At 59.9% G+C, this 12,170-nt stretch carries 10 protein-coding genes; 8 read left to right on the top strand and 2 right to left on the bottom strand.

Annotated features, from left to right (window positions below; translation table 11 throughout):
• The first annotated feature begins 40 nt into the window (after positions 1 to 40).
• The 7 genes from CEC48_RS04710 to CEC48_RS04680 all read left to right on the top strand — a co-directional run bounded on the left by CEC48_RS04710 (position 41) and on the right by CEC48_RS04680 (position 8,790).
• The gene (locus tag CEC48_RS04710) at positions 41 to 1,585 is read left to right on the top strand and encodes an ABC transporter substrate-binding protein (protein WP_371917743.1); all 1,545 of its coding nucleotides are present in this window, start codon (positions 41 to 43) and stop codon (positions 1,583 to 1,585) included.
• A gap of 170 nt (positions 1,586 to 1,755) precedes the next feature.
• Positions 1,756 to 3,153 carry an OprD family outer membrane porin gene (locus CEC48_RS04705; RefSeq protein WP_088422695.1) on the top strand — a complete coding sequence of 466 codons (1,398 nt, stop codon included), beginning with the start codon at positions 1,756 to 1,758 and terminating at the stop codon, positions 3,151 to 3,153.
• Between the two features lie 81 nt (positions 3,154 to 3,234).
• Positions 3,235 to 4,833, top strand: coding sequence for an ABC transporter substrate-binding protein (locus tag CEC48_RS04700; RefSeq protein WP_088422694.1), 1,599 nt, complete (start codon positions 3,235 to 3,237; stop codon positions 4,831 to 4,833).
• 74 nt (positions 4,834 to 4,907) lie between these two features.
• Positions 4,908 to 5,918 carry an ABC transporter permease subunit gene (locus tag CEC48_RS04695; RefSeq protein WP_010565541.1) on the top strand — a complete coding sequence of 337 codons (1,011 nt, stop codon included), beginning with the start codon at positions 4,908 to 4,910 and terminating at the stop codon, positions 5,916 to 5,918.
• 10 nt (positions 5,919 to 5,928) lie between these two features.
• Complete coding sequence (locus CEC48_RS04690) at positions 5,929 to 6,840, top strand: ABC transporter permease subunit (protein WP_003215991.1); 912 nt, start codon at positions 5,929 to 5,931, stop codon at positions 6,838 to 6,840.
• 10 nt (positions 6,841 to 6,850) lie between these two features.
• Complete coding sequence (locus CEC48_RS04685) at positions 6,851 to 7,819, top strand: ABC transporter ATP-binding protein (RefSeq protein WP_088422693.1); 969 nt, start codon at positions 6,851 to 6,853, stop codon at positions 7,817 to 7,819.
• Entirely contained in the window at positions 7,819 to 8,790 is a 972-nt protein-coding gene (locus CEC48_RS04680; protein WP_088422692.1) for a peptide ABC transporter ATP-binding protein, read from the top strand. Before CEC48_RS04685 ends, CEC48_RS04680 begins: the two co-directional genes overlap by 1 nt.
• 202 nt (positions 8,791 to 8,992) lie before the next feature.
• On the opposite strand, the gene CEC48_RS04675 is transcribed toward CEC48_RS04680, so the two are convergent.
• Both CEC48_RS04675 and CEC48_RS04670 read right to left on the bottom strand, forming a co-directional pair.
• Positions 8,993 to 9,268, bottom strand: coding sequence for a hypothetical protein (locus CEC48_RS04675; RefSeq protein WP_088422691.1), 276 nt, complete (start codon positions 9,266 to 9,268; stop codon positions 8,993 to 8,995).
• 258 nt (positions 9,269 to 9,526) lie between these two features.
• Positions 9,527 to 11,110, bottom strand: a complete 1,584-nt coding sequence (locus CEC48_RS04670; RefSeq protein ID WP_088422690.1) for a peptide chain release factor 3 — start codon at positions 11,108 to 11,110, stop codon at positions 9,527 to 9,529.
• 331 nt (positions 11,111 to 11,441) lie between these two features.
• Here CEC48_RS04670 and CEC48_RS04665 point away from each other — a divergent pair, with 331 nt between their 5' ends.
• On the top strand, positions 11,442 to 12,158 hold the full coding sequence (locus tag CEC48_RS04665) for an ABC transporter permease (RefSeq protein WP_088422689.1): 717 nt from the start codon (positions 11,442 to 11,444) through the stop codon (positions 12,156 to 12,158).
• Positions 12,159 to 12,170 lie beyond the last annotated feature (12 nt).

The raw sequence follows: 12,170 nt of genomic DNA, 5'->3' as shown, positions 1-12,170 counted from the left end.
ATCCGCGATATTTGGCACCAGCCTGCTGGCTGTGGCCTCGATGGGCCAGGCTGCCGATAAAAAGAGTCTGGTGTTTTGCTCCGAAGGCAGCCCGGCTGGCTTCGACACCGCGCAATACACGACGGCTACCGATAACGACGCAGCCGAGCCTATCTACAACCGCTTGGCCGAGTTCGAAAAAGGCGCGACCAACGTCGTACCGGGCCTGGCAACCCGTTGGGATATTTCCGAAGACGGCCTGACCTACACCTTCCATCTGCGTGAAGGGGTGAAATTCCACAGCAACAAAGACTTCAAGCCGACGCGTGATTTCAACGCCGACGACGTGCTGTTCACCTTCAATCGCATGCTTGACCCCGAACATCCGTTCCGCAAGGCCTACCCCACCGAGTTTCCGTACTTCAACGGGATGAGCCTGAACAAGAATATTGCGAAGGTCGAAAAAACCGACCCACACACCGTGGTGATGACCCTGAACACGGTCGACGCCGCGTTTATCCAGAACATCGCCATGAGCTTCGCCGCGATCCTGTCGGCTGAATACGCCGACCATTTGCTGAAGATCGGCAAGCCCAGCGACATCAACCAGAAGCCGATCGGCACCGGGCCGTTCGTGTTCCAGCGTTACCAGAAAGACTCGCAAATTCGCTACACCGGCAACAAACAGTACTGGGACCCGAGCCGCGTGAAGCTCGACCAGCTGATTTTTGCGATCAACACCGACGCATCGGTGCGAGTGCAAAAGCTCAAGGCCGGCGAATGCCAGATCACCCTGCACCCGCGCCCGGCCGACGTCGAAGCCCTGAAGGCCGACCCGAAGCTGCAACTGCTGACCAAGCCAGGCTTCAACCTCGGCTACATCGCCTATAACGTGCGGCACAAGCCATTCGACCAGCTCGAAGTGCGCCAGGCCCTGGACATGGCGGTGAACAAGCAGAGCATTCTCAACGCCGTGTACCAGGGCGCGGGGCAACTGGCGGTAAACGCCATGCCGCCTACCCAGTGGTCTTACGACGACACCATCAAGGACGCCGCCTACAACCCGGAAAAAGCCAAGGAATTGCTCAAGGCCGCCGGCGTGAAGGAAGGTACCGAGATCACCCTGTGGGCGATGCCGGTACAACGGCCGTACAACCCCAACGCCAAGCTGATGGCCGAAATGCTGCAAAGCGATTGGGCCAAGATTGGCCTCAAGGTCAAGATCGTCAGCTATGAATGGGGCGAGTACATCAAGCGCACCAAGAACGGCGAGCACGATATCAGCCTGATCGGCTGGACCGGCGACAACGGTGACCCGGACAACTGGCTGGGCACTCTCTACAGCTGCGACGCCATCGGCGGGAACAACTACTCCATGTGGTGTGACCCGGCGTACGACAAGCTGATCAAGCAAGCCAAGGTCGTGACCGACCGCGAACAAAGGACTGTTCTGTACAAACAGGCGCAGCAACTGCTTAAAGCACAGGTGCCGATCACGCCAGTCGCCCACTCGACGGTCAACCAGCCGTTAAGCGCCAAAGTCGAAGGGTTCAAAGTCAGCCCCTTCGGCCGCAACGTGTTCTCGGGCGTCAGCATTACCCCATAAAAAATAACCGGATTGCGCAGGGCGAACATTCGCCTTGCTGCAAACGTGCAGCCTTATTTCGGGTTTTACCCCAAGGCAAACGTTTGCAAAGGCTTGAACGAGTTACACACCCAATAGCCGGTTCACCTAAAAAGACCGGCATTAAAAAGAGAACCAAAGGAGCTTCACCCATGAAACTGAGCAGCACCGCGCTACTGGCCCTGGCCATCAGCAGCATCACGGCTACCGCCTACGCTGAACCTGCAAGCCAGGACTTCGTTCCTACCACACTGGCCGGCACCAGCGCCCAAAGCGAGGCCAAAGGCTTTATCGATGGATTCAGCCTGGGCGGTACAACCCGTAACTGGTACTCCACCGAGAAAAAATTCCGTGGCCAGCGTTTCAGCTACGAGAAGCACAACCAAACGCGTACCGACACCAACCGTACCAACTGGGTACAGGGCACCATCCTCAACGGCACCTCGGGCTTCACCCAAGGCACCGTGGGCGTGAGCACTGAGGTTGCGGTCTACAACGCTCTGGTCCTGGACCGCAGCAAGCGCGACATCAAGGGCGGTTCCAACCGTACCCTGGCCGACTCCAACGGCGACGCCGTAGACCAGTGGAGCAAACTGGGCCTGGCCAACGTCAAGTTCCGTGTCTCGAACACCACCTTGACCGCCGGTCGCCAGAACTTCAGCAGCGGCATCGTCGACACCATCGGCAACCGTGCACTGCCTTCGAGCTTTGAAGGTGTGAGCTTCAACAGCGAAGAGTTCAGCAACCTGTCGTTCCAGGGCGGCGTGTTTGACCGCGTTTCGCCACGGACCGAGCAGAGCCTGTCGAAATTCCGTTCCGAATACGGCAATGGCCAGGAAACCGACAAGGTCAACACCTTCGGCGTTAACTACCAGCCGTTCAAGAGCCTGAAGACCAGCCTGTTCGCCGCCAACGTGGAAGACTTCTGGAACCAGTACTACTTCGGCGCTACCCACGAGTTGGGTGACAGCCAGACCCTGGCCCTGACCACCGGCCTGAACTACTACAAAACTACCGATACCGGTAAAAAGCTGATGGGGAATATCGACAACGATACCTACTCCCTGTCCCTGGGCCTGACTCACCAAGCCCACAGCCTGACCTTCTCCTACCAGGCCATCAACGGTAACGAGTACTTCGACTACCTGCACGAAACCAACGGCATCTACCTGGCCAACTCCTTGACCTCCGACTTTAACGGACCGAACGAGAAATCCTTCCAGATCGCCTACGGCCTCAACATGGCTGAATACGGCGTACCAGGCCTGAAATTCAACGTCTACTCGGCTCGCGGTTGGGGCATCGACGGTACTCACTACACCGGCACTGCCTACGGCGAAGCTGGCGTGGCACGTAGCGATCTGCGCCTGATGGATGGCGAGACCCACCAGGAATACGGTGTTGGTTCGTCCTACGCGATTCAGAGCGGCCCACTCAAGGCCACTACCATTCGTGCAACCTACGTAACTCACCGTGCCAGCGCCGATCAGGCTGACGGCAACATCAAAGAGTTCCGCCTGGTCACCACCATCCCGTTCAACATTCTTTAATTAGCGCCAGGTAGACGGCGGGCTCAGGACGAGCCCGCCGCCTACGCTTGTCTGGTCCAATCGATTGCAGAGGGCTCTTAGATGAAAATGCTCCCGTTACAAGCCGCTATTGCCGCTGCGCTGCTGAGCGTCGCCGTCGGCATTTCGGCCAAACCGTTGGTGGTCTGCACCGAAGCCAGCCCGGAAGGTTTCGATCCGGTTCTGTACACCACGGCTGTCACCGCGGACGCCGCGGCTGAAACCATGTTCAACCGCCTGGTGGACTTCAAGCCCGGCACCACCGAAGTGGTCCCGGCACTCGCCAAAGCCCTGCCGGAAATCAGCGCCGATGGCCTGACCTACACCTTTCACCTGCGTGACGACATCAAGTTCCACACCACCGACTACTTCAAACCCACGCGCAACCTGAATGCCGACGACGTGCTTTGGAGCTTCCAGCGCCAGCTGGACCCGAATCACCCGTGGCACAACAAGTCCAACGTGGGCTACCCGTACTTTGAAAGCATGGGCTTCAAGGAACTGCTCAAGAGCGTAACGAAGACCGATGACCACACCGTGGTCTTCACCCTGACCCGTCCTGAAGCACCGTTCCTGGCCGACCTGGCCATGGCGTTTTCCTCGATCCACTCCGCCGAATACGCCGACCAGTTGCTCAAGTCCGGCAAGACCGATGACCTGAACGCCAAGCCAATCGGCACCGGCCCGTTCATCTTCACCCGCTACGCCAAAGACGCCCAAGTGCGCTTCAAGGCCAACCCGGACTACTTCCGTGGCAAGCCGCCGGCGGATCCGCTGATCCTGGCCATCACCACTGACAACAACGTGCGCCTGCAAAAGCTCAAGGCCAATGAATGCCAGATCGCGCTGTATCCAAAACCGGATGACGTGCCGAGCATGAAGGCCGACCCGAACCTGAAGGTGGCGGAACTGGCAGCGATGACCACCGCCTACACCGCCATGAACACCACCCACAAGTACATGAGCGACGCGCGGGTGCGTCACGCGATCAACATCGCGTTCGACAAGAAAGGCTACAACGAGTCCCTGTACGGCAAAGGCAACGCAGTCGACGCCACCGGGCCTTACCCGCCAACCCTGCTGGGCTTCAACGACAAACTGAAGAACCCGCCCCGTGACCTGGACAAGGCCCGCGCCCTGCTCAAGGAAGCCGGCGTACCGGAAGGCACCGAGATCACCCTGTTCACCCGCAACGGCGGCGGCCCGACCAACCCCAACCCAATGCTCGGCGCCCAGCGCATGCAGGCGGATTTGGCGCAAATCGGCCTGAAAGTGAACATCAAGGTCATGGAATGGGGCGAAATGCTCAAACGCGCCAAAAATGGCGAACATGACATGGTTTCCGCCGGCTGGGCCGGGGATAACGGGGACCCGGATAACTTCCTCACCCCGAACTTGAGTTGCGATGCTGCGAAAAACGGCGAAAACTACGCCCGCTGGTGTAACAAAGAGTTTCAAGACTTGATCGACAAGGCACGTGCTATCGCTGAACCCACCGAACGCGCTGCACTCTATGAACAAGCAATGGACGTTTTCGACAAGGAGCAACCATGGATTCCCATGGCTTACCCGAAAATGTTCACCGCCATGCGTAAAAACGTCGAAGGTTTTACCCAAAGCCCTCTGACTACAAATAACTTCGCCACCACCCAGGTGAAGTAGATAAGAAACGCTCGGCACCGTCGACATTGACGGTGCCGAACCTGCCTAACCGGCTGATTGAGGTACACAACAAGATGTTTAGTTTTATTGCCCGCCGATTGGGGTTATTGATCCCCACGTTTTTCGGCATCACCTTGCTGACTTTCGCGTTGATTCGCATGATCCCTGGCGACCCCGTCGAAGTCATGATGGGCGAACGACGAGTCGACCCCGAGATGCACGCTCAGGCAATGGAACGCCTTGGTCTGAACAAACCGCTGTATGCGCAATACCTGGATTATGTCGGCAAGCTCGCCCACGGCGACCTCGGCGAATCCCTGCGCACCCGTACCAGCGTGTGGACTGAATTCACCGCCCTTTTCCCGGCGACCCTGGAACTGTCCATGGCCGCCCTGTTGTTCGCCGGCATCCTGGGGCTGTTAGCCGGGGTGATCGCGGCCTTGAAGCGAGGATCCCTGTTCGACCATGGGGTGATGGGCATCTCCCTGGCGGGATATTCGATGCCGATCTTCTGGTGGGGCCTGATCCTGATCATGTTCTTCTCCGTGAGCCTGGGCTGGACGCCGGTATCCGGACGGATCGACCTGCTCTACGACATCGAGCCGCGCACCGGCTTCATGTTGATCGACACCCTGCTGGCTGACGAGCCAGACGCGTTCTTCGACGCCCTGCACCACCTGATCCTGCCGGCCATCGTGCTCGGCACCATTCCGCTGGCCGTTATCGCGCGGATGACCCGTTCGTCGATGCTCGAAGTACTGCGCGAAGACTACATCCGTACCGCCAAGGCCAAAGGCCTGTCGCCGGCGCGCGTGGTATTCGTCCACGGCCTGCGTAACGCCTTGATCCCGGTACTGACCGTAGTCGGCCTGCAAGTCGGCACGCTGCTGGCCGGTGCGGTCCTGACCGAAACCATCTTCTCGTGGCCCGGCATCGGCAAATGGCTGATCGAAGCCATTGGCGCGCGGGATTATCCCGTGGTGCAAAACGGCATCCTGTTAATCGCCTGCCTGGTGATTCTGGTGAACTTCGTGGTGGACATCCTCTACGGCTTCGCCAACCCACGCATCCGTCACCAGCGCTGAGATCATGACCATGACCACACCTACTCCCGCGGTAGCAGTCGATCAAAGCCTGCTGTACCCGTCCCCGTACAAAGAATTCTGGCAAGCCTTCTCCAAGAACAAGGGCGCCGTTGCCGGCCTGTTGTTCATGCTGCTGGTGGTGTTTTGCGCGCTGTTCGCCCCTTGGGTGGCCCCGCATAACCCGAGCGAGCAATACCGTGACTTCCTGCTGACCCCGCCCGCCTGGCTGGAAGGTGGGCAGATCCAGTTCCTGCTGGGCACCGATGAACTGGGCCGTGACCTGCTGTCGCGACTGATCCAGGGTTCGCGCCTGTCCTTGCTGATCGGCTTGTCGTCGGTGGTGATGTCGTTGATCCCGGGGATCCTGCTGGGTCTGTTCGCCGGTTTCTTCCCGCGCCTGCTCGGCCCAACCATCATGCGCTTGATGGACATCATGCTGGCCCTGCCGTCGCTGCTGCTGGCGGTGGCCATTGTGGCGATCCTCGGCCCTGGCCTGATCAACACCGTGATCGCGATCGCGATCGTGTCGCTGCCGTCCTATGTCCGTCTGACCCGCGCTGCGGTGATGGGCGAACTGAACCGTGACTACGTGACTGCCGCCCGCCTCGCCGGCGCCGGCCTGCCGCGCCTGATGTTCGTCACCGTGCTGCCAAACTGCATGGCGCCGCTGATCGTTCAGGCCACCTTGAGTTTCTCCTCGGCGATTCTCGATGCTGCCGCCCTTGGCTTCCTGGGCCTTGGCGTACAACCGCCAACCCCTGAGTGGGGCACCATGCTGGCTTCGGCCCGCGACTACATCGAACGCGCCTGGTGGGTAGTGAGCCTGCCTGGCCTGACCATTTTGCTCAGCGTGCTGGCAATCAACCTGATGGGCGACGGCCTGCGCGATGCGCTGGACCCGAAACTCAAGAACGCCGCCTGAGGAGATTCCCATGTCACTGCTAGAAATCAAGAATCTCAATGTCCGCTTCGGCGACAAGACCGCCGTGCCTGTAGTCGATGGCCTCGACATTTGCGTCGACAAAGGCGAAGTACTGGCGATCGTTGGCGAGTCGGGCTCGGGTAAGTCCGTGACCATGATGGCGCTGATGGGCCTGATCGAGCACCCCGGCATCGTCACCGCCGACGCCCTGAACTTCGACGGCAAGGACATGCTCAAGCTGAGCAACCGCCAGCGTCGGCAGATCGTCGGTAAAGACCTGGCGATGGTGTTTCAGGACCCGATGACCGCCCTGAACCCCAGCTACACCGTGGGTTTCCAGATCGAAGAAGTGCTGCGCCTGCATCTGAAGATGTCCGGCAAGCAAGCGCGCAAGCGTGCCATCGAACTGCTCGAAAAGGTGGAAATCCCAGGCGCAGCCAGCCGTATGGATGCTTATCCGCACCAGTTGTCCGGTGGTATGAGCCAGCGTGTGGCTATCGCCATGGCCATTGCCGGCGAGCCGAAACTGCTGATTGCCGATGAACCCACCACTGCACTCGACGTGACCATCCAGGCCCAGATCATGGACCTGCTGCTGGCCTTGCAGAAAGAGCAGAACATGGGCCTGGTGCTGATCACTCACGACCTCGCGGTGGTGGCCGAAACCGCCCAGCGCGTGTGCGTGATGTACGCCGGCCAAGCCGTTGAAGTCGGCCAGGTACCGCAGTTGTTCGACATCCCGGCGCACCCGTACAGCGAAGCGCTGCTCAAGGCGATTCCCGAGCACAGCCTGGGCGCCACGCGCCTGGCGACGCTGCCGGGTATCGTTCCGGGCCGTTATGACCGCCCGCAGGGTTGCCTGCTGTCACCGCGCTGCCCGTATGTGCAGGAGTCCTGCCGCGCCCAACGCCCGGGCCTTGACCCAAAAAGCAACAGCCTCGCCCGCTGCTTCTACCCGCTGAATCAGGAGGTGGCGTAATGGCCGTCGTACTTACCGCCCGCGACCTGACCCGTCACTACGAAGTGTCCCGTGGCCTGTTCAAGGGCCACGCCCTGGTGCGCGCGCTCAATGGTGTGTCGTTCGAGCTGGAAGCCGGCAAGACCCTAGCGGTCGTGGGCGAATCCGGTTGCGGCAAATCCACCCTGGCCCGCGCCCTGACGCTGATTGAAGAGCCGTCCTCCGGCTCGCTGAAAATCGCCGGCCAGGAAGTCACCGGCGCCGACAAGGCCCAGCGCAAGCAATTGCGCAAAGACGTGCAGATGGTGTTCCAGAGCCCGTATGCCTCGTTGAACCCGCGCCAGAAGGTCGGTGATCAACTGGGCGAGCCGCTGCTGATCAACACCAACCTGTCTGCCGCCGAGCGTCGGGAAAAGGTCCAGGCGATGATGAAGCAAGTGGGCCTGCGCCCTGAGCATTATCAGCGCTACCCGCACATGTTCTCCGGTGGCCAGCGCCAGCGGATCGCACTGGCCCGGGCCATGATGCTGCAACCCAAGGTGCTGGTGGCGGATGAACCAACCTCGGCGCTGGACGTATCGATCCAGGCCCAGGTGCTGAACCTGTTCATGGACCTGCAGCAGGAATTCAACACGGCCTACGTGTTCATCTCCCACAACCTCGCGGTGGTGCAACACGTCGCCGATGACGTGATGGTGATGTACCTCGGCCGCCCGGTTGAAGTGGGCCCCAAGCACGACATCTATGCGCGCCCGTTGCACCCGTACACCCAGGCGCTGCTGTCGGCGACACCGACCATTCATCCGGATCCGAACAAACCGAAGATCAAAATCGTCGGCGAGTTGCCCAATCCATTGAACCCGCCGTCTGGCTGCGCGTTCCACAAGCGCTGCCCGTACGCGACCCAGCTGTGCAGCACCGATGAACCGGTGCTGCGACCACTCGACAACCGCCAGGTGGCTTGCCACTACGCGGAGCAATTTGTGGTCTGACCGGCCGCTGTATCTGTAGGAGCGAGCTTGCTCGCGAAAACCGTGAGAGCGACGCGGGGTATCAAGCACCTCGCGTCATCGTTGAAGACCTTCGCGAGCAAGCTCGCGCCTACAAAGGCCATTGAAATTCCTGAGTTCTACAGCCCTTCTTGTCGGATAGCGCATCTGTCCGGCAAGAGGGGCTTTCTTTTGCCTGCGTTACTTACGTATCGCTGTCGCCGTCGTTATAGGTGTCGCTGTCTTCACCGTCGTTATCCGGGTTCTCGGCGTCGTCATCGTCCTTGGAACCGCCCTGGTTCTGGTCGTCTGGCTCGGATTCACTCTTGGCCAGCTGCAAGCCACCCGCCTGCACCGTCTTCGCCGCGACAAACCCTGTGCCATGGCTTTGCACAGCCGTATTGGCCCACGCGGAAGACATACCCAACGACAACATCACCAGCACTTTGAGCAACAGCACCACACGTTGAAAGATACTCATGGTCGAATTCCGCCCAGTCAGGAGTTGAACTGCGTACGACAGCTGTCCGCCGTCGCCTCGTTTCAAGCTAGTCCTGAACTGAAGTTTTCGCCACCCCCTGTGGGAGCGGGCTTGCTCGCGAAGGTCGTCAACGATGACGCGTCAACCCCGGATAAACGCGGTGCTCGTGAGCTCTTCGCGAGCAAGCTCGCTCCTACAGGGTGGCCAAACAAAAGGGCGAAGCCATGACAGCTTCGCCCTCTCTTATATCGCTAACCCTTAGTGATGCTCGCGGGTCGCGCGGAATTTCACATCCGGCCAGCGCTCTTCCATCAGCGCCAGGTTGACCCGCGTCGGGGCGAGGTAGGTCAGGTGACCACCGCCGTCGATCGCGAGGTTTTCCACCGCCTTGACCTTGAACTCTTCAAGCTTCTTCTTATCGCTGCAATCAATCCAGCGTGCCGAATACACGGTGATCGGCTCGTAGGAGCACTCGACCTTGTATTCCTCTTTCAGGCGACTGGCCACCACATCGAACTGCAGCACACCGACGGCGCCGAGGATGATGTCGTTGCTGCGTTCCGGGAAGAACACCTGGGTAGCGCCCTCTTCCGCCAACTGCTGCAAGCCCTGGCGCAGTTGCTTGGATTTCAGCGGGTCGCGCAGGCGTACGCGGCGGAACAGTTCCGGGGCGAAGTGCGGGATACCAGTAAAGCCCAGCACTTCGCCTTCGGTGAAGGTGTCGCCGATCTGGATGGTGCCGTGGTTGTGCAAGCCGATGATGTCGCCGGCAAACGCTTCTTCCAGTTGCTCACGCTCGGAGGAGAAGAAGGTCAGGGCGTCGCCGATGCGCACGTCCTTGCCGGTGCGCACGTGGCGCATCTTCATGCCTTTTTCGTATTTGCCGGAGCAGATACGCATAAAGGCGATACGGTCGCGGTGCTTGGGGTCCATGTTCGCCTGGATCTTGAACACGAAGCCTGCAAACTTCTCTTCCACCGGCTCAACGGTACGCTCGTTGGCAACACGGGCCAGCGGCTTGGGTGCCCAATTGACCACGGCATCAAGCACGTGATCGACACCGAAGTTGCCCAAGGCGGTACCGAAGAACACCGGCGTCAGTTGGCCGTCAAGGAATTCCTGCTGGTTGAACTCGTGGCAGGCGCCCTGCACCAGTTCCAACTGGTCGACAAAACGGTCGTACTCGTCACCCAGGTGGTCGCGGGCCTCGTCGGAGTCGAGCTTCTCGATGATTTTCACATCGGTACGTTCGTGGCCGTGACCGGCGGTGTACACAATGATGTAGTCGTCCGCCAGGTGGTACACACCCTTGAAGTCGCGGTAGCAACCAATCGGCCAGGTGATCGGCGCAGCCTTGATCTTCAGGACGGCTTCGATTTCGTCCAGCAGTTCGATCGGGTCGCGGATGTCACGGTCGAGTTTGTTGATAAAGCTGACAATCGGCGTGTCCCGCAGACGGCAAACGTCCATCAGCGCGATGGTACGTGGCTCAACGCCTTTGCCGCCGTCGAGGACCATCAGTGCCGAGTCGACCGCAGTCAGGGTGCGGTAGGTGTCTTCGGAGAAGTCTTCGTGGCCCGGGGTGTCGAGCAGGTTGATCATGTGGTCGCGATACGGGAACTGCATGACCGACGTGGTAATGGAAATACCACGCTGTTTTTCCATTTCCATCCAGTCGGAGGTGGCATGGCGGTCGGATTTACGGGATTTCACCGTGCCGGCCACCGCGATCGCCTTGCCCATCAGCAACAGCTTTTCGGTGATGGTGGTTTTACCGGCATCGGGGTGGGAAATAATGGCGAAAGTGCGGCGTTTCGCGACTTCGGCGGCCTGGTGGGTCATGGGAAATCGCCTGGCAGGTGAGTCAAAAAAGGGCGGCGAGTATAGCGCAAACCCAGGGTGACGGACCACCGTTCACCCCATTGGGGGTGGCTAAATGCTGCCAAGTATGGAACCTTTTAAAAGGTAGAGACGTCCACTCCCCTGCTATCGCACTCGTAACAGGGGCTGAAAAATCAGCAAGTTAGCCTGACGAGGCTGCGCTCATGGCTCGACCTCATACCGTTTTGCCGGTATTGGCGAGCTGCATTTCGCGACCACATTTAGAGGCAGCCAGGAATGGCATTGCCGCTCGGAAATGTGTTCGCCGACAGAAGAAAAAAGGAGTCCGCCTGTGGCTATTCGCTATGGCAAAGGGCTGATAGGAGGAGCGGTTGTCGTCGCTCTCCTGGCCCTGCTGGTCCACTGGATCGGCATCAACACGATCGAACTGTACCGCGACGATTTGTTGTTTTACCTGCAAGCTCACTTGATCCTCGTCCTTGTTTCGATGCTGGCCGCCCTGATCGTAGGGATCCCCGCCGGTATTGCTCTCAGCCGACCGAATATGGTCGGGCGCGCAGAACGCTTCATGCAGATCTTCAACATCGGCAATACCGTCCCTCCCCTGGCCGTGCTGGCCATCGCCCTCGGTGTCCTCGGCATCGGCAGCGGCCCCGCGATCTTCGCGCTGTTCCTCGCCTCGTTGCTGCCCATCGTGCGCAACACCTATGAAGGCCTGAAAAACGTACAAGGCTCATTGAAAGAAGCCGCCGTCGGCATCGGCATGACGCCGCGCCAGGTGCTGTTTCGCGTCGAATTGCCCAACGCCGTGCCGATCATCATCGGTGGTGTGCGCGTGGCCCTGGCGATCAACGTCGGTACCGCGCCCCTGGCGTTCCTGATTGGCGCCAACAGCCTGGGTAGCCTGATTTTCCCCGGCATCGCCCTGAACAATCAGCCGCAACTGTTGCTCGGCGCCGCGTGCACCGCGCTGCTGGCCTTGCTGCTCGACGGTCTGGTGACCATGGCCAGCCGCCTCTGGCTGGAACGCGGAGTGCGTGCGTCTTAAGGCTTGGCAAAG

Origin of the sequence: Pseudomonas sp. K2I15, from assembly GCF_002204795.1 — a bacterium.
Classification (GTDB): Bacteria; Pseudomonadota; Gammaproteobacteria; order Pseudomonadales; family Pseudomonadaceae; genus Aquipseudomonas.
This window is presented reverse-complemented; position numbering and strand designations above follow the sequence as displayed.

Excerpts from the sequence above, each read along its gene's own strand:
- CEC48_RS04710 (WP_371917743.1), top strand. The coding sequence starts at position 41 with ATGGGCCAGGCTGCCGATAAAAAGAGTCTGGTGTTTTGCTCCGAAGGC.
- CEC48_RS04695 (WP_010565541.1), top strand. The coding sequence starts at position 4,908 with ATGTTTAGTTTTATTGCCCGCCGATTGGGGTTATTGATCCCCACGTTT.
- CEC48_RS04700 (WP_088422694.1), top strand. The coding sequence starts at position 3,235 with ATGAAAATGCTCCCGTTACAAGCCGCTATTGCCGCTGCGCTGCTGAGC.
- CEC48_RS04675 (WP_088422691.1), bottom strand. The coding sequence starts at position 9,268 with ATGAGTATCTTTCAACGTGTGGTGCTGTTGCTCAAAGTGCTGGTGATG.
- CEC48_RS04705 (WP_088422695.1), top strand. The coding sequence starts at position 1,756 with ATGAAACTGAGCAGCACCGCGCTACTGGCCCTGGCCATCAGCAGCATC.
- CEC48_RS04670 (WP_088422690.1), bottom strand. The coding sequence starts at position 11,110 with ATGACCCACCAGGCCGCCGAAGTCGCGAAACGCCGCACTTTCGCCATT.
- CEC48_RS04680 (WP_088422692.1), top strand. The coding sequence starts at position 7,819 with ATGGCCGTCGTACTTACCGCCCGCGACCTGACCCGTCACTACGAAGTG.
- CEC48_RS04685 (WP_088422693.1), top strand. The coding sequence starts at position 6,851 with ATGTCACTGCTAGAAATCAAGAATCTCAATGTCCGCTTCGGCGACAAG.
- CEC48_RS04690 (WP_003215991.1), top strand. The coding sequence starts at position 5,929 with ATGACCACACCTACTCCCGCGGTAGCAGTCGATCAAAGCCTGCTGTAC.